Origin of the sequence: Pseudomonas sp. P9_31 (genome assembly GCF_034008235.1) — a bacterium.
Classification (GTDB): Bacteria; Pseudomonadota; Gammaproteobacteria; order Pseudomonadales; family Pseudomonadaceae; genus Aquipseudomonas.
This window is the reverse complement of record NZ_CP125375.1, coordinates 3,632,448-3,657,049: the sequence shown is the minus strand read 5'-3', so window position 1 is coordinate 3,657,049 and position 24,602 is coordinate 3,632,448. Positions and strand designations below refer to the sequence as shown.

Below are 24,602 nucleotides of genomic sequence, written 5' to 3'. Positions count from 1 at the left end.
CGTCATATGTCTGAGGGGAATGCCGGGACGGGTACACGAGGCCTCCACGAAGCGCCGCTGAGCAGTGCTTTTCGTCAGGCCTGGCAGCAATGGTCCCAGGACTGGAGCCAGTTGCCCAAGGACAGCGAAGACGAGGCGCTGGTGGACGCGGTGGTCGAGCTGTCCACGCAAATCTCCCAACGACTCTGGCGAACGGCCTTCGCCAAAGTCGGTGATGCCGCCGCCGAGCAAGTCAAGGCGTTGGTCTACGCCTTTGTCGCGCTGGTCGATGAAACCTTGCTGTTCACGCCGTGGCCGGGCCAGTCGGCCTGGCAGGAAAAACCCCTGGAGTCGCGGATGTACGCCAGCCGTCAGGCCGGCGAGCGGATACCGTTGGCCATCAAGGAACTGCTGGACGAGCAGGTTCCCACTACCCGCGATCTGGCCAATGTCTATTTGCAGTGCCTGGTGCTGGGGTTTCAGGGGCGGCTGCGGGGCGAACAGAATCAGGCCCAGCATGAAAAATGGCGCCTGGCGCTGTTCACGTTTGCCTGGCAGCACGAGGCGGATTATGCCGATGTCAGTGCCCGGCTCGAACAGCCATCGGCGGCGACGCCGCTGCAATTGCCGGTACGACTTTCGTTGCCCGACGGTTTTCGCCTGGGCCTGGGGATTCTCGCCGTGGTCCTGCTGCTGACCGGGTTGGGGCAGTTGTTCTGGCGTGACATTCGCCAGGAGCTCGAACCGGTCTTGCAACTGACCGATTCGGTGGCCACCTCGGAGCAAGACTCATGAGCACGCTGGGGATTATCGGCCTCATCATCGCCGTGCTGTTGGTGCTGGCGATTGTCGCCGTGGCGGTCTGGTGGTTGCGCACGCAAAGCGGGGCGGCGATTCGCAGTTTTTACCTGGCGGTGCGACAGATGGAGCAGGAGCAGGGCACCCAGGACCGTTATCAGATTCCATGGCTGCTGATGCTCGGCAACGAAACCCAGGGCACCCAGCTGTGCACCCAGTGGCGTTTGCAGCCCACCGACAAACCGGGTTGGTTCGGTCGCTGGTGGTCGGACCCCGAAGGGGCGGTATTGGTGGTGCCCCAGGCGCTGTTTTTGCCGGATGAAGGCATGCACCTGCAACGGGGTGGCTGGTGGCGCTTGCTGGGGTTGATCCTGCGCTTGCGCAGTCAACGTCCGCTGGACGGAGTGATCTGGACGGTGCCGATCAGTCGGCTGGGCAATGCCGAGCAGGCGGCGGCCCTCGGCCTGGCGGCGCGTAGACGCTTTATCGATTTGTTGCAACGCTTCGGTTTGAGCCTGCCGGTGTACGTGGTCATTACCGGCATGGAAGAGTTGCCGGGCTTTCAGGAGTTGATCACCGCGCTGCCGGTCGAGGCCCGCGAACGCACGCTGGGCTGGTCCTCGCCCCACGGGGCGGATGCGGTCTGGCAGGCGCAATGGAGTGATCAGGCGCTGGATCAGGTCAATCGGGCCCTGGCGGAATCGATCATCGAAATCGGCGCCTTGTCCGGGCAGTTAAGCGTCGATTTGTATGGCTTGCCGGAACGTTTCGAAGCGTTGCGGCGCAATCTGCAAAGCCTGCTGGAGCCGGTTTTCCAGGGCAATGCACAAGGCGAGGCCCCGCGTTTTCGCGGTGTTTATTTTACCGCCAACCAGCCATCGGACGACGCCATCGACGGGTTTTCGGCCTACGACACCGTGTTGCAGCAGAGCGCCTTCGCCCGGCAATTGTGGCAGCGGCGGGTGGTCGCCGAACGCGGTCTGGCGCTGGTGGTGCCGCGCCTGTTACGCCTGCGTCAGCGCTGGCAGCGCGTGACCGGCGGGGTGGCGCTGGTGGTTGCGTTGGTCTGGGGCGCGGGCATGCTGTGGGTCTGGCAGGATTCGGTCAAGGAGGCCCATGAACTGTCGCGCCTGCTGCAGGGGGTGCAGAAAAACTACGCGGCGGTCACCGATGAATCTCATCGGCTGGAGTCGACCCGGCGCAACGTCCAGGGTTTCTGGCGAGTGCTGGAAAAGGCGCCGGGCTGGAGCTTCACTTCAGTGGTATTTCCGACCTCCTGGTTCTCTTCACTGGATGCGCAGTTGGCGAGCGAGTTGCGTCTGACCGCCCAGAGCCATTTGATGTTGCCGTTGCGCGACCTGTTGAGCGCGGAGCTGGCGCAACTCAAGACCATCCGCAACACCGAACGACGGGGCAACGTCGAAAGCGAAGATCCTGCCCAATGGCAAAACTACGTCAAGGCCAAGGATCTGGTGGAGCGTGCGGTGCGTCTGGAGCAGCAGAACCAGTGGTTCAGTCAGGCGCTGAACAATCCCAAGGCCCCCCTCGAAGACCTGGTGTTGCTGAGCAACAACGCGTTATCGCTGAACCTCAACGTCGGCACGTTGCACCGCGCCGGTTTTTACAACCGGGCGTTGTTCGATGCTGACGGCAGCGACTTGCGACCGCTGGATCTGACCGTCGAGCGCCCGGTGATCGAGGAAAATTTCCTCGGGCTCATGGAGCGCTGGCTGGACCAATATTTCCTGGCCGACAATTTCGTGCGCCAGGCCGGTTATCTCAAGCTGCATCTGGAACGGCTGGAAGCCGGCAGTGGCAACTCCCTCACCGAGCTCGAGGATTTGCGAGCACTGGTCGATGACCTGCAAACCGTGATCGGCTTGACGAATTCGGCGTGGGGCCGTGGCAAAGGGCAGGATCTGGTGCCTGGCTATCGCGAGTTGCTGGACAACGTGCGCAAAAGCGCCTTGCTCGGACCGCAACTGGAACAACAGTTGGAAATGCAGGCGGCCAAGCTGCAACAGAGCTTTCGTGATCAATGGATCGTCCAGGCCGGCTCCCGGGATAATTTATTGATTCAGCAAGGCAGTGGGCAACTGGTCTTGCAGGAACATGTGGTGCAGCTCAACAACGCGGTGCAAGCGCTGTTCAAACGTGACTTCGTGGCCATCGCCTTACAGGCGGATCGGTCCGAAGCCCCGAATGGCCAGGGGCAGGGCGTTGATGGCGACGACCTCGACAGTGCGCTGAACTATTTCGCCAGCTACAAGAGTTATGCCGCCGAAGAGCTGCCACGCATTCCCCCGGCGTATCGTGGCGCCTTGTTGCAAGCGGCCGAAGGCGCGGTGGTCAAGGCCATGTTGTCGAGCCTGCGCGAGCACAATGCGCAGGTCCACAGTGGCGTCTTCAATGTGCAGGCGCCCCAGGCGATTGCCTTGCAGAAAGCCTTTATCGAGGTGCGCCGTAGCGATTTGGCCACGCGTTTGCAAACGGCCTTGAATCGCCGGGCCTTGGCGGACATCATCAGCGGCCTCGACGAAATCGTCGCTCAGCCGCTGTTCAGCGGCCGCACCGAAATCAGCCAGTGGGACGGCTCGAAAAACCTCGGCCTGCAACTGTATGGCGCCAGCGACGTGCAGGATTTGAAACTGAGCCTCAATCAGCAATTCAACACCATGCTCGGTATCACCGAACGACGCACCTCGGCGCTGGAATGGTTGAAAGTCCAGCAACAGAATCTCTCGGCGTTGGATTATGAACGCGTGACGCAGTTCAGTGCGCTCAACGACGAACTGCTCAAATACAAAGAGCAGAACCCCGCCAGTTCGCCGGCACAGATCGAGCAATTGGTGAGCCGTGATTTCATCGAAATGGACGTCGCGTCCTGTGGCCAGATTCTGCAAACCGCCAACCTGTCCGGCGGGCGCGGAACATTGGCGTTGCGGGCGGTGGATCTGCAACAAACCGCCATGCAGCGCTGCCAGTTCCTGCAACAGCAACAGGCCGCGGCGGCGTGGAACGAGCTGGCTAACTATTTCAACCAGTACCTGGCGGATCGCTTTCCGTTTGCCAACGGCCTTCAGGCTACCGACGCCGACCCGGCCAGGGTTCAGCATTTGCTGGAGCTGATCGACAAGCGTTTGCCGGTGGCGCAGTCCGGATTGCTGCAGAGCCAGCCCCCGGAACGGTTGGCCGCCGAAGACTTTCTCAATCGCCTGAAGCAAGCCAGCACCTGGCTGGGGCCGATGTTCGTGCGCGACAAGAGCGGTGTGCTGGGAGTGGAGATGGACGTGCGCTGGCGCACCGATCGGGAGGAAGAGCGCGGTGCCGATCAAGTGATTGCCTGGGGCTTGAATGCCGGCAATCAACAGATCAACTACCCCGGCGAGGCTCAGCAGAACCTGCGCTGGATGGTCGGCCAACCGATCCGGTTGACCTTGCGTTGGGCCAGGAATGGCTACCAGCGCCCGGCCAACGATCCGTTACAGCCGAGCCTGGTGGTGCGGGACCTGGAAGCAGGATGGGAGTACAGCGGTCCATGGTCGTTATTGCGCTTGATGCGTTCGCATGTATCGGTGCAGCGCCAGCCGAACATGGACTACACGGACTTTCCGTTGACCTTGCGCCTGCCCGTGACTACGCAGGCCAGCACCACCACCGCGGAGCAAACCCTGATGTTCGTGCGCCTGTCGTTGATGGCCCAGGGCTCGAAATTGCCGCTGTCCGTTCAGCCCCTGCCGACCCGGGCCCCGCGTTCACCGTTCATGGTGACGCGGTCGACCGCAGCCATTGAATCCCATGAGGAGGGCCTGTGAATCAACCTTCAACACCGTTGCCGGAACTGATTGCGCAACTGCTCGAACCGATCAGCGAGGAGGCGCCTTGTGGTCAGGATTTGCGTTATGAGCCTGAGTTCGACCGATTGCGCGAACTGCGCCGTGAGGACGACACCAGTTTGCCGACGGGGGTGTGGCAGTCGTCGATCAAGCGTGCCCAGTGGCCGGAACTGGAAAAGCTTGCCACGAGCCTGCTGCTCGAACGCAGCAAGGATTTGATGCTCAGCGCCTGGCTGGGGGAGGCCTGGCTGCATCAGGACGGGCTCGAAGGCTTACCGGGCAGCCTGGCGCTGGTTGCCGGGTTATGCGAGCGCTATCCCGAGCACCTGCACCCGCAGGCTGAGGATGGCGACCAGTCATGGCGAGTGATACCGCTCGAATGGCTGGCGCGACGCTACACCGAAGTGTTGCTGACCCGAGTGCCGCTGTTCGATCCGCACAACGGAGAATTCGATGGCTTCTGTCTGGATGCCTGGCGCCGCTTGCAGTTGCAACAGGTGCTGGCCAGCGACAGTAAAGCGGCCAAGGCCTCGGCCGAGAACGCCCGCAACGAACAGAAAAAACTCACCGAACAGATTCGCGCCACTCCGTTGTCTTTCTGGTTGCGCAGCCAGGGCAGCCTGTTGCTGAGCCTGCAACACCTGCAACGCCTGGACAACTGGAGTGACACCTGGCTCGGCAACCAGGCCCCGGGCTTCAAAGCGTTGCAAGACGTGATCAAAGCATTGTTGACGCTGGTTCAGGAGTTCATCGCCATGCATCCACGAAAACCGACCCCGGCGCCTGTCGAAACGCCTGCGGTGGCGGCATCGAGCCCGGCTGCGGTGCCGGAAGTCATCCCAGCGCCCCAAGTGTTCAGCGAGCCGGCGAATCGTGAAGAGGCGTATCGGCAATTGCTGTTGATCGCTGACTATCTGGCGCGCACCGAACCCCACAGCCCGGTTCCCTATCTGATCAAACGGGGCGTGGAGTGGGGCAACAAGCCCCTGAGTGAGCTGCTTGGGGAGCTGATCAGCGCCGATGCCGAATCCCGGCGACTCTGGACGCTGTTGGGCGTTCTTTAGTGAAGCCGGGCGGCCGCCGACGGCGGCGGTAAAGCAATGGGGGTGAGTACCGGTTGACCGGAAAAAAACGCCGTCAGGTTTTTGCCGGCCAGTTCCACGGTGCCTTGGGTGGCCTCCGGGGACAATCCGGCGACATGGGGGGTCAGAATCACGTTGGCCAACCCCTTGAGGGCGTCCGGCACCTGGGGTTCGTGATCGTAGACATCCAGCGCGGCGCCGGCGATCCGTCGCTGTTCGAGCGCGCTGATCAGGTCCGCCGTGACGATCACACTGGCCCGGGCGATATTGACGATGAAGCCGTTGGGCCCCAGGGCATCAAGCACCTGCCTGTTGATCAGGTGTTGGGTGCCGAGCCCGCCGGGTGCGGCGACTATCAGAAAATCCGAGTGGCGTGCCAGTTCGGTGGGCGTCGAACAGAAGCTATAGGGCACGTCGCTGCGGTGCTGGCGGTTGTGGTAGCTCACGTTCATGTCGAAGCCGTTGGCCGCACGTTTGGCGATGGCGATGCCGACGGCCCCGAGGCCGAGGATGCCCAGGCGTTTGCCGGCCAGGGAAGGGCGCATGATTTTCGGCCACTCGCCCCGACGCACGGCGGCATCGGCTCGAGGAATATCCCGCACCAGCGCCAGCAACAACGCCATGGCGTGATCGGCGACGGAAGAGGCATTGACGCCAGCCCCGTTGGTGACGGTGATGCCACGGTCGGCGGCGGCTTGCAGGTCGACGTGTTCGTAGCCGGCGCCGATCACACAGATGATCTTCAGGTTGGGCAGGGCGGCGATTTCATTGGCGTACAGGCCCAATGGGCCGCGCGTCAGCACCGCCTCGATCTGACTGCCCTGTCGGGCAATGGCGGCGGCGCGCTCGGCCGGGGTCGGGGCCAGGATCAAATGAAACCCCTGACGTTCGAGAATCGGCAGGTAGTCATTGATGGTTTCAACCAGTACCAGAACGGTTGCGGTCATGCTGGGCTCCTGTGGGCAGCGGAGTGTTGGGGCTTGAACGTCGCGTCAGATTGCTGACTCCAGAGAGGATTGGCAATGGCCCACAGTCATAGGCTATTGGTTGGCAAGCACTCGTGCAGGCGTTGGCGATACCGGCGAACTTCTTAGATACAACACTAGATCAGAGCGCGGCAGATTGAGAGGGTTTGTCCGCAATGAATAGCTGTAGCAGCTGTCGAGCCTGCGAGGCCGCTACAGCGAACGCAGCCTTTGGCAGCTGCTACATAGAGCGCGCCGCGCCGACCCCATCTGATCCGCACTACCATTGCTCAGCTAAGCCTTTGCTTCTGCTGATTAATCCCGGACAATCGCGCCCCTGTTTCGGTCAGGGCGCTGCCTGTCGGATTTTTCCGACTCGTCCTGACCGGGTGACAAGTGACCGGAAAACGGAGATCCAGCAGGATGAATGATCAGGCCAATAGCGTCGGCGAACGCTATGTAACGGCGACACCAGCGAGCCTTGCAAGCTGGAATCGCCATGACACCACATGGATGTTGGGCTTGTTTGGTACGGCCATCGGGGCCGGTACCCTGTTTTTGCCGATCAACGCGGGGCTGGGCGGCTTCTGGCCGTTGCTGATCCTGGCGGTATTGGCGTTCCCCATGACCTTTTACGCACACCGTGGCCTGACCCGCTTTGTGTTGTCCGGCCGTGAAGGCGCGGACATCACCGAAGTGGTGGAAGAACACTTCGGCATCAAGGCCGGTGCGCTGATCACGTTGCTGTACTTCTTCGCGATCTTCCCGATCCTGCTGATCTACAGCGTGGCCCTGACCAACACCGTGGGCAGTTTCCTCGAGCATCAACTGCACATCATGCCGCCACCGCGCGCCGTGCTGTCGTTCGTGCTGATTCTCGGCCTGCTGGCGGTGGTGCGCTGTGGTGAACAAGTGATCGTCAAGGCCATGAGCCTGATGGTGTATCCGTTCATCGTCGCGTTGCTGTTCCTGGCGGTGTTCCTGATTCCTCACTGGAATGGCGGCATCCTCAGCACCGCGTCCACGCTGCCTGAGTCGTCGGCGCTGCTGCACACCTTGTGGCTGGCGATTCCGGTGATGGTGTTCTCGTTCAACCACTCGCCGATCATTTCGGCGTTCGCGGTGGACCAGAAGCGTCGCTACGGTGTGCATGCCCAGGAGCGCAGCTCGCAGATCCTGTCCCGTGCCCACGCGTTGATGGTGGTGATGGTGCTGTTCTTCGTCTTCAGCTGCGTGCTGACTCTTTCGCCGGCGCAACTGGCGGAGGCCAAGGCGCAGAACCTGTCGATTCTGTCGTACCTGGCCAACCACTTCAGCAATCCGACCATCGCCTTCGCGGCGCCGTTGATTGCCTTCGTGGCCATTTCCAAGTCGTTCCTGGGCCACTACATCGGCGCCAGCGAAGGCTTGAAGGGCCTGATCGTCAAGAGCGGCAAACGCCCGGCGCCGAAGACCCTGGACCGCCTGACCGCCGCGTTCATGCTGGTGGTCTGCTGGATCGTCGCGACCCTGAACCCGAGCATTCTCGGCATGATCGAAACCCTCGGTGGCCCGATCATCGCGGCGATCCTGTTCCTGATGCCGATGTATGCGATCCGCAAGGTGCCGGCCATGGCTCGTTACCGTGGCCAAGCCTCCAACGTCTTCGTGACGCTGGTGGGCCTGGTGGCCATTTCGGCGTTGATCTACTCGCTCACCGCCTGAAACAGCGGGCGATCAATCGAGGCTGCCCCGGTTGATCGTCCCCTTCGAATGCCTGTTCAGGCGACTTTTGCTTCGCTGATGACAGTGCTCGATGGCCGCAACGGCTTTTTCGCAGGCCTTGCACAGCGTTGCCGGCGCATCGGCCAGCCTTGGTGCGAACCACTCGGGACAGAGGCTGATCACGCCCTCCGGCGAATGCATCCATTGACTGATCACGTGCTGGACCGTCCCGTCCAGGCCCTTTCTGGCTCGTAGGGCGTTGAGTCGTGGGGCGCAGAGCTGGTCCAGCGCCAGCCGGTGGATCTCGCGCAAGAACGGTGAAATCTGTACCGAAAGGTAGGCAATGCCGAATTTTTCCTGGGCAACACGTGCGCCCAGCGCCCAGAACGAGCCCACCATCACGATGTCCTCGTGGCGCCGCGCTGCGATGTAGTCAAAGGTCGGCTCGAGCAGGCTGGAGAACGTATTCCACTGCACCGCCAAAGCGCTTTTCGAGCGTTGGAGGCGGGGCGTGTCGCCGGTGGTTTCCCGGGATAACGGCTCGAATTCCAGCCCGTACTGTTCGATCGTGGCCTTGAATGCCGGCAGGCTGCACAGGGTCGCGCGATGGCCGCGCAGGTGCAGCGCATTGGCCAGGCCGATGAAGGGGAAAATGTCTTCGGCCGAACCGATGGCAATCAGGATGACCCGCATGACTCCTCCTTGAGTTGAGGCCTGTGAGGCCTCGTGGCACGCCGTCCTGGTGCCGTTATCAGGCAAAGCGTAGCTGGGCGTTTGCCGTCAGGCATAAAAAAACGCCGCTCATCTCACGATGGGCGGCGTTTTTTATGGCTTTGCAGCGTTAGGCTTGAACGACCGGGATGTTGGCGTTCGCGGCAGCTTCACGGAACTCGGCGATCTGGTCGAAGGACAGGTAGCGGTAAACATCGGCCGCCATGCTGTCGATCTTGCCAGCGTACTCCATGTATTCCTCGACGGTCGGCAGGCGACCCAGGATCGAAGCAACAGACGCCAACTCGGCCGAAGCCAGGTAAACGTTCGCGCCATCGCCCAGACGGTTCGGGAAGTTACGGGTCGACGTCGACACCACGGTGGAGTTCGGCTCTACGCGTGCCTGGTTACCCATGCACAGCGAGCAGCCTGGCATTTCCATACGTGCGCCGGCTTTGCCGTAGATGCCGTAGTAGCCTTCTTCGGTCAGCTGGTGAGCGTCCATTTTGGTCGGCGGCGACAGCCACAGACGGGTTGGAAGCTGACCCTTGACCTGATCCAGCAGCTTACCGGCAGCGCGGAAGTGACCAATGTTGGTCATGCACGAACCGATGAACACTTCGTCGATCTTCTCGCCAGCAACGCTGGACAGCAGACGGGCGTCGTCCGGGTCGTTCGGTGCGCAGAGCACAGGCTCTTTGATGTCGGCCAGGTCGATTTCGATGACTTCAGCGTATTCGGCGTCAGCATCGGCAACCATCAACTCAGGGTTGGCGATCCAGGCTTCCATCGCTTGAGCACGACGTTCCAGGGTACGGGCATCGCCGTAGCCTTCGCCGATCATCCAGCGCAGCAGGGTGATGTTGGAGCTCAGGTATTCGGTGATCGACTCTTTCGACAGCTTGATGGTGCAACCGGCAGCCGAACGTTCGGCCGAAGCGTCGGACAGCTCGAAAGCTTGCTCGATGCTCAGGTTGTCCAGGCCTTCGATTTCCAGAATGCGGCCGGAGAAGGCGTTCTTCTTGCCTTTCTTCTCCACGGTCAACAGGCCAGCCTGAATCGCGAAGTAAGGAATGGCGTGAACCAGGTCGCGCAGGGTGACGCCCGGTTGCATTTTGCCTTTGAAGCGCACCAGGATCGATTCCGGCATGTCCAGCGGCATAACGCCGGTGGCGGCGGCGAACGCAACCAGACCGGAACCGGCCGGGAACGAAATGCCCATCGGGAAACGGGTGTGGGAGTCACCACCGGTACCGACGGTGTCCGGCAGCAGCATGCGGTTCAGCCAGCTGTGGATGATGCCGTCGCCCGGACGCAGGGAAACGCCGCCGCGGGTCATGATGAAGTCAGGCAGGGTGTGGTGGGTGGTCACGTCGATCGGCTTTGGATAAGCCGCGGTGTGGCAGAAGGACTGCATCACCAGATCGGTCGAGAAGCCCAGGCACGCCAGGTCTTTCAGTTCGTCACGGGTCATGGGACCGGTGGTGTCCTGAGAGCCGACGGTGGTCATCTTCGGTTCGCAGTAGGTGCCAGGACGAACGCCTTTGCCTTCAGGCAGACCGCAGGCCTTGCCGACCATTTTCTGTGCCAGGGTGTAGCCCTTGCCGGTGTCGACAGGTGCTTCAGGCAGTTTGAACAGATCGGTAGGGCCCAGGCCCAGCTCGGCACGGGCCTTGTCGGTCAGGCCGCGACCGATGATCAGCGGGATACGACCGCCAGCACGAACTTCGTCCAACAGCACCGGGGTTTTCATTTCGAAGGTGGTCAGGACTTCGTCGGTGCCGTGTTTGCAGACTTTGCCAGCATGCGGGTACAGGTCGATCACGTCGCCCATGTTCATGTTGGTGACGTCGAATTCGATTGGCAGTGCGCCAGCATCTTCCATGGTGTTGTAGAAGATCGGAGCGATCTTGCTGCCGAAGCAGAAACCGCCGGCACGCTTGTTCGGCACGTGAGGAACGTCGTCGCCGAAGAACCACAGTACGGAGTTGGTGGCCGATTTACGCGAAGAGCCGGTACCCACGACGTCGCCGACGTAGGCGATCGGGAAGCCTTGACCGCGCATTTCTTCGATCTGCTTCATCGGACCGGTGACGCCTTGTACGTCCGGCACGATGCCGTCGCGCGCCATTTTCAGCATGGCCAGGGCGTGCAGCGGGATGTCCGGGCGGGACCAGGCATCAGGGGCAGGGGACAGGTCGTCGGTGTTGGTTTCGCCAGTCACCTTGAACACGCGCAGGCTGATCTTGTCGGCCAGCACAGGACGGTTCTTGAACCACTCGCCGTCGGCCCAGGATTGCAGAACGCCTTTGGCGTGAACGTTGCCGTTCTTGGCTTTTTCAGCCACGTCGTGGAAGGCATCGAACATCAGCAGGGTGTGCTTGAGTTGAGCGGCAGCGACAGGGGCCAGTTCGGCGCTGTCGAGCAGGTCAACCAGGGTCACGATGTTGTAGCCGCCCTGCATGGTGCCGAGCAGTTCAACAGCGCGTTTCTTGTCGATCAGAGGGGATTTTGCTTCGCCTTTGGCGAGGGCAGACAGGAAGCCGGCCTTTACATAGGCTGCTTCGTCCACGCCTGGCGGAATGCGATTGGTGATCAGGTCAACGAGGAAGGCTTCTTCGCCCGCCGGGGGATTCTTCAGCAGCTCGACCAGGCCTGCAGTTTGTTCGGCGTTAAGCGGCTGGGGAACGATACCCAGTGCTGCACGCTCTTCGATATGTTTGCGGTAGGCTTCAAGCACAGTTATTACCCTCATCAGTGGTCCCAAATGGGTGTCCGGGACGCTCATCCCGAAATTGCCGTACTCATGCGCTGCGTGGCGTTTTGGGCCACTTAGCCAGAATTACCGGCAATTCCTTACAGAAGCTGCTTTCAAAGTTTTACGCCTGCAGAACGGGGAGCTGATGAGGGTTGGCGTTGGGCTTTTCCCCGCTGGAAAAACCCTTCGCCAACACCGCTCTGAAGGAACGACTGTGCTCGTGACGCTTTGAAAACAGCTTCTAACGGACATTGGCGCCTTAAAAGGCTGGCTGATTCTACGGCAAAAAAAATTTAAAGGTAAGTTCGCCCCAAAACTTTGAGGGGTGATGAATGTTAGACAAAGGGCTAACATGCTGGCCTGTTCTGCTTTCCCGTGTTTTGCCTACCTATGCCCAATCAGACCATCAAGACCCCCTGCGTCGGCCTCTGCTCAACTGTTTACGGTGATCTGGTGTGCCGTGGCTGCAAGCGTTTTCACCACGAAGTGATTCACTGGAACGGTTACAACGAGGAAGAAAAGCGCGCGGTGTGGCTGCGTCTTGAGCAACTGTTGTCGCAGGTGATGGCCAGCAAGGTGGAAATTTTCGATCCCGCGTTGCTGCGCCTGCAGCTGGAGCAGCGCAAGATTCGTTTTGTGCCGCATCAGTCGGAATATTGCTGGGCTTATCAGCTGATTGCCCGTGGGGCACGGGTCATCAACAATCTGGAAGCCTACGGGATGGTGCTGCTGCCGGAGTTCCGCGACTGGAACCTGCCGGAACTGCGCGATGCCATTGATCGGGAATTTTTCCTGCTGTCTGAAGCGCATTACCAGCGCTACATTGCGCCGGGGTTTCTCAAGGATGCTTTCGGCGGCTGATTTTTAAAGTCAAAAGATCGCAGCCTTCGGCAGCGCCTACAGGGGAATGCGATCCATGTAGGCGCTGCCGAAGGCTGCGATCTTTTGATCTTGCTTAATGCTGGGTCACGATCTCTTCCAGATGATCCATGACCGTATCCGGCTTGAGCACCAGCACATCGCTTTCCAGCGCATCGAGCACCACTTCCGCCGTATTACCGATCAACGCCCCCGACAGCCCGGTCCGGGCCACGGTGCCGATCACCGTCACGGAGGCCCCCAGCTTATGGGCCATGTACGGAATCAACACATCCGCCGGACCTTCCGCGATATGCAGGTGGTCGTCATCAATGTCGAACTCGGCCTGAAAGGCTTTGCATTGCTCGCGATAGCGGGCCTCAATGGTTTCGCTGAGCTGAAACGTCGGGTCGGCCGACGACAGCATCGGCGATGGGTGAGCGCTGATCACGTGCAAATGGGCCTTGGCCAGGCTGGAAATGTCGTAGCCATGGTCGATGATGCTGGCGTGCAAGGTGCGGTGTTCGCCGTCGAGGTTGCCGACATCGATGGCCGTCAGGATCACGCCGCCGGTCCAGGGTTTGGCGTTTTTCACCAGCAGCACCGGAGTCGGGCAGTAGCGCAGCAGTTTCCAGTCCGCCGGGGTCAGCAGGGCCTTTTTCAGCGGGCTGTCGGGGAAATGTTGCTTGACCACCAGCCCGCAACCTTCGGCCTGCTGCACATCGATAATGGTGTCGTGCAGGCTTTCGTTCCAGGCTTGTTCGGTGGTGACGTTGTAACCGTCTTCCAGCAGGGCGGCCTTGAGCACGCTGAGCATCGCGCTATGGTCGTGCTTTTTATCGCAGACCAGCAGGTGCAGATGAGCCTGGGTCACGCCAGCGATCAATTTGGCCCGTTTGAGCGCCAGGCTTTCCGAGTGTTCGGGTTCAATGACCACCAGGATGCTGCGAATGGCTTGCATGATCGGGATCTCCAGGAAGGTAAAATCACTGCGTTGGACAACTATAGTTGCTGGTCGGGCATTCGCGACTTGATGCACATCAACGGTCGCGGCTGGTGGTCTGTCGGCAGGCCGGTATAATCGGCGCCCTTCGTTTTGAACCTTTTATCCGTGAGCCCCATGATCCTTCCCGAAATTCACGAGTTCCTCGGCTGCCGCACGCCCGATGGCTGGGTCCAGGCTGCGCTGGCGGATCAGGAAACCCTGCTGATCGACCACAAAAACTGCGAATTCAAGGCGGCCAGCACGGCGTTGAGCCTGATTGCCAAGTACCACTCCCACGTCGACCTGATCAACCTGATGTCGCGTCTGGCCCGGGAAGAGTTGGTGCACCATGAACAGGTCATGCGCCTGATGAAAAAGCGCAAGATCGAGCTGCGTCAGTTGTCCGCCGGGCGTTACGCCTCGGGCCTGCGCAAAGTGGTGCGCAGCCACGAACCGGTGAAACTGGTGGACACGCTGGTGGTCGGCGCCTTCATCGAGGCCCGTAGCTGCGAGCGTTTCGAGGCGCTGGTGCCGCATCTGGATGAAGAGTTGGGCAAGTTCTACTTCGGCCTGCTGAAAAGCGAAGCGCGGCATTTCCAGGGTTACCTGAAACTGGCCTATCAGTACGGTGACGCCAAGGACATCGCCCAGGTGATCGACAAGGTTCGTGACGCCGAGCAGGCGTTGATCGAGTCGCCGGATGTGGAGTTTCGCTTTCACAGCGGTGTGCCGGTAGCGGCGTGAGATTGGGTGTACGCCACCTGCAAAACGGCCTAACGACTCAACCCCAGGCGCTCATGCCATTGGGCGATGGACTCTTCCGGATAGACGTCGAATTGCCGGTCGCCCGGATGCGCCTCGACTTCCACCCACGGCGCCTTGGAGCCGAGCATCAGATGGCTGTGCTCCGGCGGCACCGGCAAGGGAGTGTCGATGGCCGAGGCAAACGGGTGAATCAGCTCCGGCCATTCAGGGCTGAACAGCCATAACCCCGAGCCGCAAAGGGAACAGAAATGCCGCTCGGCGGTGCTGTGGCGGGCGCGTTTATCGCCTTCGTCCTTGAGCCGCGCATGGTACATCGCGATGTGCTTGCGACCGCGCACTTTGAGGCTCTGGGCATCTCCCCCCAGGTTGATCGCATAACCGCCACCGCCCTGGGTCTTGCGACAGATCGAGCAGTAGCAACGCTGATAAGGGTAGGGGTGGGCGCTGGTCAGGCTGAACGACACCGCGCCACAATGGCAGGAGCCTTCGAGCTGCATGGGGACCTCCGATGGGGCTTGGGATGGTAAGCGTTTCTGGACAGTTGAATGTATGGTGGCTGGTCTGGCGCCTTCGCGAGCAGGCTCGCTCCCACATTTGATCTTCAGTGTTCACACATAATGTGTGCACAGAAAATTCCCTGTGGGAGCGAGCCTGCTCGCGAAAAACGATAACGCGGTCTACCGGCTGGGCACCCGCCACAAGTACCACGCCGCCACGGTCCGATAAGGGCGCCACGCCAACCCGATTTCAATCATCTGCTTACGCGTTGGCTGTACCTCCAGCCCCTTCAACCGCCGATAACCCTCACGCACCCCAAAGTCGTCGGCGGGTAAAATGTCCGGCCGCTCCAGGCTGTAAATCAGCAGCATTTCCACCGTCCAGCGACCTACCCCGCGCAAGGTAGTCAAGCGCTCGATCAACGCTTCATCGTCCATGGCCAGCGCCGTGGCGTAATTCGGCACCACCCCGTCCAGAGCCGCCTGAGCGATGCCTTGAATGGTCGCGATCTTGCTGGCGGAAAAGCCGCAACCACGCATCTGTTCGAAGTCGGTCGCCAGAATTTGCTCGGGTCTTGGGAAGGTACTCTGGGGAAACAACGCCAGCAGCCGGCCGACAATCGCATCACCGGCCTTTGCATGCAGTTGCTGATAGGCAATCGCCCGCACCAGCGACTCATAAGGATCCCGAGCCGCATGGGGCTGATGCAGGCAGGGGCCGATGGTGCTGATGTGGCGTTGCCAGTCGGCATCGAGGGCCGAGAGGAATTCGCTGGCCAGTTGATAGGTGTCGGGCATGGAGCATCCTGAGGGGCGGGTGACTGCGGGAAGATTAGTCGCCCCCCCGCGGCGTCGCACTCCATTGCTTGCGGTCAAACTTTCCCGGTCGGGGCCAGCAGGGCGTTCACTTGACCATAGGTGAACGCCTTGAGGTGGCTGCTGTCGAGCGTGCCGGTTTGCAGAAAGCTTTTGGCCAGGCCTGCCATGGCGCCGTAGAGGAATTCGGCGATGCTTGAGCCTGCGCTCAAACGGCGCACACCGAGAGCTTGCAGTTCTTCAGGTGAAGGCAGGCCCGGGAAGCCAAGCACGTTCACCGGCAGCGTGGTGCCCTGGCACAGGGCGTCGATCTCGTACGCCGCCGTGACGCCAGCGGCGAACAGCCCGTCGGCACCGGCCGCCTGATACAACGCGGCCCGCTTGAGCGTCTCTGCCACGCGATCTTCGGCCGGCACCAGGCCCTTGAGGTACACGTCAGTGCGGGCGTTGATGAACAGCTTCACGTCCCGGCGATTGGCGACCTGGCGCGCGATTTCGATTTTGCGGGCCAGCAGCTCGGGCGGGGCAGCACCGTCCTCGATATTGATCCCCACGGCACCGGCGGCGATGACGGCGTCGATCACCTCCGCCACTCGCCCCAGGTCATCGGAGTAACCCGCCTCGATGTCCACGCTCAACGGCACGCTGATGACCCGGGCGATGGACTCGACAGTGGAAACCAGCCGTTCCAGCGGCAAGGTGTTGCCATCCGGATAACCGTGAGCCCAGGCCACCGCCGCACTGCTGGTGGCGACGGCTTTGCTGCCCAGTTGTTCCACCAGTCGCGCTCCGGTGGCGTCGGCGACGTTGGTCAGAATCAGCAGGCCGCTCTGGTGCAGTTGATGGAATTGAGTGTCGAGTGTGTCCATCGAATGTCCTTCCTTATGACTTGTTATTGAATAAACGGTGGAGTGATCAGAATGCGAGTTGTTGGGTGATTTGCACCGCGGCGCTTTCCAGTCTGAGCAGAAAGGCCTTGCGCGGTTGTCCACCACCATAGCCGGTCAACGAGCCGTCTGCGCCGATCACCCGATGACAGGGCAGCACAATCGCCAGACGGTTTTGTCCGTTGGCCATGCCCACGGCGCGACTGGCGCCGGGTTTGCCCAGATGTGCTGCGATGGCACCATAAGTGCTGGTTTGGCCATAGGGGATTTTCATCAGTTCGGCCCATACCTGTTTGGAGAAAGCGCTGCCGGGCAGGTGCAGTGGCACGTTGAATTCGCTCCGTTTGCCGGCGAAATATTGCGCGAGTTCTTCTTCGATCTGCTGCAAATGCCCGTTGTGACCGGGTGCCACGGCGTAGCCGTAACGGTTCTGCAGTTCTTCGATTTCCCTGGTCAATGCCGGTCGATCGAGAAACTCCAGCAGCACCAGCCCACGCTGTTCGGCCATGGCGATCATCGGCCCCAGCGGTGTGGTCAGCCGGGTGAACAGCAGTGGCTCGCTGTGGGCGGCGCGGCCGGGCGTGATGTGGAACGACTTTTGAAACGCATCGCGAAAGCCGCTCAGCGGTTCGATGCCTTCGGCGAGCAACTGGGCATCGGTCCAGCGCAGGTCGGGATCCGCGTCGACGGATGTGAGCAGTCGCTGCACCCAGTCCGGCGCGATGGCCGCGGCGTCCAGCGGCTTGCACCGCAGGCAGGCCCGATAACCCGCCGACATCGCCTCATCGGCATGGGCGAAGAACTCGACGTTTTCCGGCTTCGGTTTGCGCGCCGTGCAACTGGGGCGGCAGAAGATGCCGGTGGTTTTGACCGCGGTAAAGAACACCCCCTCGTAGGCGGTGTCGCGTTCGAGCATGGCGCGAACCATCTCGGCGTGGGGCGGAAGCACAGCGTTTTGTAGGTTCATGGGTTGAGCATAAGCCGCGTCGCTTGGCGCCTCCACCGGAAAATCGACAGAGAATTCGTACTGGAAATCGATAGAGAACCCTACATCGATTGTGCAGGTCCGAAAGATCAGGCCCGTCGTGCCATCAATATGGCAGCCGCCAGTTTCGCCAACGGCTCTGGCGTTACCGCATGCGCCAGAGCATGAGCCGTCGTGGAAACTGTTGGGATAATGCGCCGATGGAACGCGTTTTTCGCAACTTGAAAACTGAATGGATACCGACCGTGGGCTACATGACGGCTCAAGAAGCGCATCGAGACATCAGTCATTATCTGATGCATCGGTACAACTGGATTCGACCGCACCAGTTCAACGATGGGCTGGCCCCAGCTCAGGCCGAGAAAAAACTTAACGTCGTGTCCGGGATTAGTTGACCACTACAGCAGGCGTGTATGCGGTTATTGAAAAATGGTTTTTCCCACGTCTTTATAGGCTTTACTGTCATGGAGTGACTTCCTTGTTTTCGGTGCATCCAGGGTAAATGGTGCAACTACGCCCATCCGGCATAATAAAACTGCTGAAGTCCTTGTTGTTGCCGTAGCAAAATGCGTACTGATCCTTGAATCCTTTGCCCATGCAGCGCTTCCAGCCATCGCTTACTTTGACCCAGGTATCCTTCATGTAAGGTCGCTCTTCATCAGCGAGATTGATTTTCAACCGTACGGTTTTCCCAGGGAGTTGATCCAGGGTATAGGCGGCAGATGGCTTACCTGGTATTGGCTTTCCAGCCGGATCGTATGTTTTACAGTCGAGAATTTTTGTCAGTCGACGCAAACCACCAGCCGTGCGGAACATCCATTGGCACTGGCCAGAAAACTCGCTCTCGCCTGCAGTGTTGAAGACTCCTTTGTCCATGTTCAAGAGATCCTCGCGCACGGAAACTCCTGCCCAGTCTCTCCCCATGTCTCCGAAATCATCACCATAGGTAGCATTGATTTCCAGGTCTATCTGATTGATCACCAACTCACAGCCCTTACTGGAGCGTCGTATTTCAATCTGCGAATCCTGCTTGTACTCCTTTCGCCACTCACGGTTGAATTGCGAATCTAGATTGTCGCGCTTACCCAAGTCGCACGTTTGGCCTTTAGCTGGCACGTAACTCACCGTCGCGACGTAGGCGAAATTTTTCGGTAGATCCGCAGTGAAGGTGAAGGTGTTCGACTTGTCAGACGCCGTGGCCGTGCAGCCAACCAAAAGCATCATGCAACCCGTAAAAGTCAGGCCCATAACTGCACTCTTCATAAGGTTTCTCCTCTTGTCATGTGCAGATTTTCTCTATGCGTCATGGGGTTGTTTCCTTATTTTCGTTACAGCCTGGGTAGATGGTGCAACTACGGCCATCAGACATTTTGAAGGTGCTGAAATCGACGTGATTACCTGAACAAAAGGCGTCCTCATCCTCAAACCCCTTACCCATACAGCGTTTCCAGCCACCCTGCCACTTTGACCCACGTATCTTCTATGTAGGGCTTTGGACTTGCCCCTACTAAACCGGACACCAACTCCCCGTTAAATTGATGCTGCTGCCAAGCGCCTGAACTCCCTCGGTGAGCGATAGTTCAAGGCGCTGTGTGGATGCTGCTCGTTGTAGTGTTCGAAGGCAATTGCCAGATTACGTAGCGCCGTTTCTCGATCCGGCTTGGGCATGTGCGCTACGTAGTCACGCTTGATCGTCTTCACAAAAGTCTCGGCCATACCGTTGCTCTGCGGGCTGGGAACTGGGTTGGTCACCGGCTGCAAGCCGATCTGTCGAGCAAACAGGCGTGTCTGTTCGGCGGTGTAGGCCGAACCGTTGTCGCTTAGCCATTGCACCGGCGTGGTGGGCAGTTGATCACCAAAGCGCTTCTCCACGCTTTCCAACATCAAGTCGCGAATATCATCACCGCTGTATCCGGTAGGGCTGGCGACCCAGCCGATGGCTTCGCGATCACAGCAATCCAGGGCGAAGGTCACGCTCAGTTTGACGCCGTCCTCGCAACGAAACTCAAAACCGACCTAGATACAGCGGTGGACGCAAATCGCCGTACACTTGTGTTGGTTAATGGGACTCCCATAAAAAACGGCCTTGGTTAAGGCCGTTTTTTCAACAGACGAAGCGACTAATTCTGCGGATCGATATTGTCCAGCGCCCGGTTCACCGCCAGCTCGCCCAGCATGATGTTCTGCTGAATCCCCAGTATGGTGTTGCGATGCGGGTTTTCCAGAAGGTTTGCAAAATCACTGAGCATGACACTGGCTGATGCGAGTGATTCGCAGGCATGGGCCAGCAAGCTTTCGGTATCCATGTCGGGGGCGACGATGAACATTCTGCTGGGTTTACGGGCAGCAGCGGGTTCTTTAGGGGGCTTGAGGTAATGATCGAGCGCGCGTTCCGCCGCGTCGTGGAGCTTTTTTGAGTCGATGGATTCGTAGGGGGAAACGTCGTCGTCGGTTTCCGGTGGATTAGGTGTGATCTTGAACATTGTCTTAACTCTCAAAGTGAGGCTGCGACCAGTTCGCGACTAAACGAATGGGAGGCAGCTGTGCACAGGTTAGTCGACCGACGAGCTAAGAAATCGGCGCACCCGAGAGTGCCCTGCGCACAGCCACCATTAAGTGCAGGGATGGGATACCTGACTGAATGGCACTTATGCGACTTAGCAACGACGGGCGACTAAACCCGACCACTGATAGGCAGTGGCAGGGAAACGATAGAGGCCAGGGCCAAAGCGCACAAGCCGGCGGATTCTGGCGTAGTCGTAGGCAATGACGCAAGACGCTGTAGCTTTCAGGAAGTAACGCGCAGCCACATTAAACAAGCTCCGCTAAACACCCAAGCTCCCCTGTAGGAGCTGCCGAAGGCTGCGATCTTTTGATCTTGATTTTCGGTGGTCCGGGTGAAATCAAGATCAAAAGATCGAAGCCTTCGGCAGCTCCTACGGGGGATCTCCTTTGTCATTCTGGTTGGGATAAAAAACGTGTTATTTGATCTGCACAATGACCGGACCTTCCGTCACGATCGGCGGGTTCGCGTGGATATTCGATGCGTTTTTCTGAATCCAGTCGCGCGCAACTTTCAAGCTCGCATCGCTGCCAGCCTTGTCCGTGCAAACAGTCACCGCCGTACCGCCATCACCTGTATTCAGCAGTGTGTAACTTACCAGGCCAGGCACTACCCGCAGGGTCGCTTCGACGTCGGCCTTGCGCTCTTCCAAAAGATCGAAAAGCTGCTTTGCTCCAGCACCCAGGTAGGTTCTTATAACCGCATACATGGTCGTCTCCTTTAGGAGTTACCGTCTTGATGCCAATCCAGATCCGCTAATGGCCGCTATCACTCAGGTTTCAGTTCGTCCCGATTTATTCAGCTTAGCCAAACGCCCGGCGGCGAGCGAAATGCAACGACCACCGGCCACTTTTGGCCGAAAGCGCGGAAACAAGGGACAGACCGGGAAACAAGGGACAGGCCACGATTGCTCGGCATATGCCTGAAATCGTGGTCTGTCCCTTTTTATGCTTATCAAGCGGGACGTGGTGCTTCAACAGGGGGTGTACCGTCGTGAAACATCGTTTTCAGTTGAGCACGCAGTTGCGGTGAGTCGGTGTGCTTGTGAACACTGACCGCATGCTGTGCAGCGGCCTCGAGCAGTTCGTTTTCAGAGTCTGCGGACAGGGCGACCGAGCATTTGGAATCGCTTGGAAACTCGCGGCAGTCGATGTATTTACGCGCCATGATCTTCTCCTCCCTACGACGAAGGCAGGCCGTGGCCTGCGTGAACGATCACTCGACGCGCCACCCCATACATCGAGTCGCATCGAATGTGCCGACTTTTAAAGTATAGGCCCGCCACAAGGCGCATCGCGACAGTCTTGCAACGACCGTAGGCGCTGCCGAAAGCTACGATCTTTTGATCTTCGGCGGTTTAAAAGATCGCAGTCTTCGGCAGCGCCTACAGGGGATCTTCGTTGGTTTTTACGGTGCGAGGAAAGGTGGCAGTGAATGTCGTTCCGCTCGTTAGAGAAGACGTTACAGCCACGTCGCCGTCGTGCGCCCTTGCGATCTCACGAACAATGAACAGGCCCAGCCCGACGCTTCTAAGTTCAGCATTGTCATGACTGCCACGGATCATCGGTTCGAACAGGTCCTTGAGCAACTCCGGCGGTATGGGGGTGCCAATGTTGTGCACTGTAATAATGACTGCTCGATCTTCGATGCACGAAGAGACGGTGACTCCGCTATCGGCAGCACCGTAGGCGACTGCATTGGCGACCAGGTTGCCGATGAGTTGATAGAGCCGATCACTGTCGGCGGTAAAGTCACCTTGCCCATCACGCAGGTGGGTCAACTCATGCCCGGGGAACGCCAGGCTCAATTCGTCCAGGCAGTCGGCCACCAGTTCGTGCAGATCGACGGGTTTGGGCAGGACCGCGATACCTCGCCCGACCTGCGTCAAGGTGAAATCCAACAGGTCAGCCACCAGACGCTGTGCGCGCTCTGCCGAGTGGGTGATGTGGCCAAGTATTTGTGCCTGTTTAGTGTCCATCTCCCTGCGGCCCAGCAGTTCCGTGGCCATTTTTATCGCCGACAAGGGGTTGCGCAGGTCGTGACTGACAATCCCGATAAGCTGCTCGGCGAACAGGGCCCTGTCTTCCGCCGCGGCGTAAGTGATGCGCAGCTTGTCTTGGGTAATATCCATTACCCGTTGATCCTTGAGGTGTTTTGCCAAATGTCTTTCGGCGAGCATTCGGGCATTGAGCAGTTCGCGCTCGTACCTTTGCCGATCTTCCGCTTTGAACAGCGTCATTTCATGAAATATGCCAGCAGAGCTCTCACAACGGATGGCGCTGAGCATCATCGCAATTGAATGTCCGTTGTAGTGAACGAGATCGAATTTGACATCAGCGATCACGCCCTGGATTTGCATAAGGGGCGCCCAGTACGTCCGATGAAACGTCCTCTCTTCAGGGCTCATCAGGTCTTGGATGTGACGACCGAGCAGCTCCTGCCTGCGGTAGCCAATCCAGCGGCAGAAGGTGAGGTTGACCTGTGCGATCTGGCCATTTTCTGCGGTAAGCAGCAAGCCACATTCAGCTTCGTCGAAGAGAATTTCAGAACCGGGCAGCGAATCGTCATCTGCGGGCATTTGTATTCACTGACCAATGGGGCCGATATCTGGAAAATTATAGACACCACTCGCACAGGAGCCCTCAAGATTTACAACTTTCGCAGCGATTATCAGGCCGCGAGGTTTGGGGTACCCACTGCGAATGACAGGAGAGGGGTGTTTTCTTCAATACGGCGTTCAGGCGCCTCATTACCTTGAGGCCTGGTTCAACTGAATTGAAGAAGGTATGCAATGAGTCTGATTCTTTCCATGGCGGCGTTTGCCCTGGCGGCTTCGATTACACCGGGGCCGGTGAACATCGTGGCGTTGAGTTCCGGGGCGCAGTTCGGCTTTCGCGCCAGTCAACGGCATGTGGCCGGGGCGACGCTTGGGTTCGTGCTGTTGTTGGTGTTGATGGGGTTGGGGTTACATGAGGTGCTGAAGTTGTGGCCGTTCATGACCCGAGTGGTGCAACTGGCCGGGGTGGCGTTTCTGCTATTTATGGCCTTCAAATTGGCCACGGACAACGGTCATCTCGATGCCAAAGAGTCGGGGCGGGCACCGTCGATGCTGTATGGCGCGGTGATGCAATGGCTCAACCCGAAAGCCTGGCTGGCCTGCGTGGCGGGAATGGGCGCGTTTGTCGCCGATGGCGAAGCGCGGCTGGTATGGCAGTTTGCGGCGGTGTATCTGGTGATCTGCTATCTGTCGGTGGGTTGCTGGGCGTATGCCGGGACGTTTTTACGTGGCTACCTGAGCAATCCGGCGGGGATGCGGTTGTTCAACCGGGGCATGGCGTTGTTGCTGGCGGTAAGTGCGGGGTATTTGCTGTTGCCGTAAGTTTGCGATGTTGGTTCCCGGCACAACTCTTATTGCCAATGCTTTCCCTGTGGGAGCGGGCTTGCCCGCGATGGCGTCTGGTCAGCCAACAATGATGTCGAATGGACTACCGCTATCGCGGGCAAGCCCGCTCCCACAGGGATTTTTGTGGCAGTTCCACCCATCAAGGCTTGTGGCGAGGGAGGATGAGTTAGCCGCGATACTGCCCCGGTGTCGCCGCCAGATGCTGTTTGAATGCGCGCTGAAAATGCGCCTGGTCGGCAAACCCTGCTTCCAGCGCCACATCGGCGATCAACCTGCCGCTGCGCAGTCGGTCCCGGGCGAACTGGATGCGTCGGTTGATCAGGAACGCATGAGGCGTCATACCGTAATGCTGCTTGAAGGCGCGGATCAGGTAGGACGGCGACAGTTGCGCCGCCTCGCAAATGTCCTCGAGCTTGAGCAGGTGCGTGCAGTTGTCGCGGATATAGTCGGCGGCCCGTTCCAGCTTGAAATTGGGTTCGCGCAGCGGTTGATCGATGGGGTTGAGCCGCTGTTGCACCTCGGTGAAAAACTCCACCGCCGCACTGTGTTTACGCAGCACGTCGTGCTGTGGATCGACCAACACCTGGTACAAGTGCTTCAGGCCGGCGAACAGCTCGACGTCGCGATTGTGGGTGACGGAAAACCGGCGAAACGCCGAGTCCTGGCTGAAGCCGAGCTGATGCTGCAAATCGGTCAGCCAGGGTGTTTCGACATACAGCATCAGGTACGACCAGGGCTGGTCGTCGATCGGATTGCAGGCATGTACATCGCCGGGGTTCATCAACACCACGGTGCCGGCGCTGACCTGAAACTCCGATTGTTCGTGGAGGTAGGTGCTGCGCCCGGCGGTGATCGCACCAATGGAAAAGTGTTCGTGGGAATGCCGGGCGTAGCAGACCTCGCGACCGTCGTCGATGGAACGGGCTTCGATGAAGGGCAGGGCGTCGTCACGCCAGAAACGCGGGGCTTTGTCTGCAACTTTGGCGACGGTGTGCTTCATCTCGGTGTCC

At 59.5% G+C, this 24,602-nt stretch carries 21 protein-coding genes and 3 pseudogenes; 8 read left to right on the top strand and 16 right to left on the bottom strand.

The genetic code is table 11. From position 1 onward, the window contains the following. The first annotated feature begins 6 nt into the window (after positions 1-6). The 3 genes from QMK51_RS15940 to tssA are packed head-to-tail and all read left to right on the top strand — an operon-like array spanning position 7 to position 5,677. Positions 7-774 carry a DotU family type IV/VI secretion system protein gene (locus tag QMK51_RS15940; RefSeq protein ID WP_320390851.1) on the top strand — a complete coding sequence of 256 codons (768 nt, stop codon included), beginning with the start codon at positions 7-9 and terminating at the stop codon, positions 772-774. Next, positions 771-4,592, top strand: a complete 3,822-nt coding sequence (locus tag QMK51_RS15935; RefSeq protein WP_320390850.1) for a type VI secretion protein IcmF/TssM N-terminal domain-containing protein — start codon at positions 771-773, stop codon at positions 4,590-4,592. The genes QMK51_RS15940 and QMK51_RS15935 overlap by 4 nt, the downstream gene beginning before the upstream one ends. Then, entirely contained in the window at positions 4,589-5,677 is a 1,089-nt protein-coding gene (tssA, locus tag QMK51_RS15930; protein ID WP_320390849.1) for a type VI secretion system protein TssA, read from the top strand. Before QMK51_RS15935 ends, tssA begins: the two co-directional genes overlap by 4 nt. Here tssA and QMK51_RS15925 read toward each other — a convergent pair. After that, positions 5,674-6,642 (bottom strand): 2-hydroxyacid dehydrogenase, encoded by a 969-nt coding sequence (locus QMK51_RS15925; RefSeq protein ID WP_320390848.1) that lies wholly within the window; start codon positions 6,640-6,642, stop codon positions 5,674-5,676. The two genes, tssA and QMK51_RS15925, sit on opposite strands and share 4 nt — an antisense overlap. A gap of 441 nt (positions 6,643-7,083) precedes the next feature. Between QMK51_RS15925 and QMK51_RS15920 the strand changes: the two genes are divergently transcribed. Next, positions 7,084-8,364: a serine/threonine transporter gene (locus QMK51_RS15920; protein ID WP_320390847.1), complete on the top strand. Its 1,281-nt coding sequence runs from the start codon at positions 7,084-7,086 to the stop codon at positions 8,362-8,364. Between the two features lie 12 nt (positions 8,365-8,376). Here QMK51_RS15920 and QMK51_RS15915 read toward each other — a convergent pair whose 3' ends face one another. After that, the gene (locus QMK51_RS15915; RefSeq protein WP_320390846.1) at positions 8,377-9,057 is read right to left on the bottom strand and encodes a glycosyltransferase; all 681 of its coding nucleotides are present in this window, start codon (positions 9,055-9,057) and stop codon (positions 8,377-8,379) included. A gap of 148 nt (positions 9,058-9,205) precedes the next feature. Continuing rightward, on the bottom strand, positions 9,206-11,815 hold the full coding sequence (acnB, locus tag QMK51_RS15910; RefSeq protein WP_320394526.1) for a bifunctional aconitate hydratase 2/2-methylisocitrate dehydratase: 2,610 nt from the start codon (positions 11,813-11,815) through the stop codon (positions 9,206-9,208). A 408-nt stretch (positions 11,816-12,223) separates the two neighbouring features. Between acnB and QMK51_RS15905 the strand changes: the two genes are divergently transcribed. Further along, positions 12,224-12,694, top strand: a complete 471-nt coding sequence (locus QMK51_RS15905) for a DUF1289 domain-containing protein (RefSeq protein ID WP_048394589.1) — start codon at positions 12,224-12,226, stop codon at positions 12,692-12,694. Positions 12,695-12,788: 94 nt separating this feature from the next. Here QMK51_RS15905 and QMK51_RS15900 read toward each other — a convergent pair whose 3' ends face one another. Then, positions 12,789-13,652, bottom strand: coding sequence for a universal stress protein (locus tag QMK51_RS15900; protein ID WP_320390845.1), 864 nt, complete (start codon positions 13,650-13,652; stop codon positions 12,789-12,791). A gap of 159 nt (positions 13,653-13,811) precedes the next feature. Between QMK51_RS15900 and QMK51_RS15895 the strand changes: the two genes are divergently transcribed. Continuing rightward, positions 13,812-14,420, top strand: coding sequence for a tRNA-(ms[2]io[6]A)-hydroxylase (locus QMK51_RS15895; RefSeq protein ID WP_008010271.1), 609 nt, complete (start codon positions 13,812-13,814; stop codon positions 14,418-14,420). 29 nt (positions 14,421-14,449) lie between these two features. On the opposite strand, the gene QMK51_RS15890 is transcribed toward QMK51_RS15895, so the two are convergent. From QMK51_RS15890 to QMK51_RS15875, 4 genes are all read right to left on the bottom strand, one after another. Beyond that, positions 14,450-14,938, bottom strand: a complete 489-nt coding sequence (locus QMK51_RS15890; protein ID WP_320390844.1) for a GFA family protein — start codon at positions 14,936-14,938, stop codon at positions 14,450-14,452. A gap of 180 nt (positions 14,939-15,118) precedes the next feature. Continuing rightward, positions 15,119-15,736 carry a DNA-3-methyladenine glycosylase gene (locus QMK51_RS15885; protein ID WP_320390843.1) on the bottom strand — a complete coding sequence of 206 codons (618 nt, stop codon included), beginning with the start codon at positions 15,734-15,736 and terminating at the stop codon, positions 15,119-15,121. Between the two features lie 74 nt (positions 15,737-15,810). Beyond that, the gene (locus tag QMK51_RS15880; RefSeq protein WP_320390842.1) at positions 15,811-16,623 is read right to left on the bottom strand and encodes an isocitrate lyase/phosphoenolpyruvate mutase family protein; all 813 of its coding nucleotides are present in this window, start codon (positions 16,621-16,623) and stop codon (positions 15,811-15,813) included. A 46-nt stretch (positions 16,624-16,669) separates the two neighbouring features. After that, positions 16,670-17,608: a methylated-DNA--[protein]-cysteine S-methyltransferase gene (locus QMK51_RS15875; protein ID WP_320390841.1), complete on the bottom strand. Its 939-nt coding sequence runs from the start codon at positions 17,606-17,608 to the stop codon at positions 16,670-16,672. Positions 17,609-17,733: 125 nt separating this feature from the next. Between QMK51_RS15875 and QMK51_RS15870 the strand changes: the two are divergent. Beyond that, positions 17,734-18,021, top strand: a pseudogene (locus QMK51_RS15870) (integrase core domain-containing protein); the annotation flags it as partial. Between the two features lie 67 nt (positions 18,022-18,088). On the opposite strand, the gene QMK51_RS15865 reads toward QMK51_RS15870, so the two are convergent. The 7 genes and pseudogenes from QMK51_RS15865 to QMK51_RS15840 all read right to left on the bottom strand — a co-directional run bounded on the left by QMK51_RS15865 (position 18,089) and on the right by QMK51_RS15840 (position 22,767). Next, complete coding sequence (locus QMK51_RS15865) at positions 18,089-18,889, bottom strand: hypothetical protein (RefSeq protein WP_320390840.1); 801 nt, start codon at positions 18,887-18,889, stop codon at positions 18,089-18,091. A gap of 40 nt (positions 18,890-18,929) precedes the next feature. After that, a pseudogene (locus QMK51_RS29005) lies at positions 18,930-19,119 on the bottom strand (hypothetical protein); the annotation flags it as partial. Between the two features lie 37 nt (positions 19,120-19,156). Continuing rightward, positions 19,157-19,639 (bottom strand): annotated as a pseudogene (locus QMK51_RS15860) (integrase core domain-containing protein); the annotation flags it as partial. 107 nt (positions 19,640-19,746) lie between these two features. Continuing rightward, the gene (locus QMK51_RS15855) at positions 19,747-20,109 is read right to left on the bottom strand and encodes a DUF6124 family protein (RefSeq protein WP_320390839.1); all 363 of its coding nucleotides are present in this window, start codon (positions 20,107-20,109) and stop codon (positions 19,747-19,749) included. Positions 20,110-20,607: 498 nt separating this feature from the next. Further along, complete coding sequence (locus QMK51_RS15850; protein ID WP_320390838.1) at positions 20,608-20,898, bottom strand: hypothetical protein; 291 nt, start codon at positions 20,896-20,898, stop codon at positions 20,608-20,610. A 245-nt stretch (positions 20,899-21,143) separates the two neighbouring features. Then, the gene (locus tag QMK51_RS15845; RefSeq protein ID WP_205889300.1) at positions 21,144-21,356 is read right to left on the bottom strand and encodes a DUF1059 domain-containing protein; all 213 of its coding nucleotides are present in this window, start codon (positions 21,354-21,356) and stop codon (positions 21,144-21,146) included. A gap of 217 nt (positions 21,357-21,573) precedes the next feature. Continuing rightward, positions 21,574-22,767 (bottom strand): PAS domain-containing sensor histidine kinase, encoded by a 1,194-nt coding sequence (locus tag QMK51_RS15840; RefSeq protein ID WP_320390837.1) that lies wholly within the window; start codon positions 22,765-22,767, stop codon positions 21,574-21,576. 213 nt (positions 22,768-22,980) lie between these two features. Here QMK51_RS15840 and QMK51_RS15835 point away from each other — a divergent pair, with 213 nt between their 5' ends. Next, on the top strand, positions 22,981-23,568 hold the full coding sequence (locus QMK51_RS15835) for a LysE family translocator (protein ID WP_320390836.1): 588 nt from the start codon (positions 22,981-22,983) through the stop codon (positions 23,566-23,568). Between the two features lie 190 nt (positions 23,569-23,758). On the opposite strand, the gene QMK51_RS15830 is transcribed toward QMK51_RS15835, so the two are convergent. Next, on the bottom strand, positions 23,759-24,592 hold the full coding sequence (locus QMK51_RS15830; RefSeq protein WP_320390835.1) for an AraC family transcriptional regulator: 834 nt from the start codon (positions 24,590-24,592) through the stop codon (positions 23,759-23,761). Positions 24,593-24,602 lie beyond the last annotated feature (10 nt).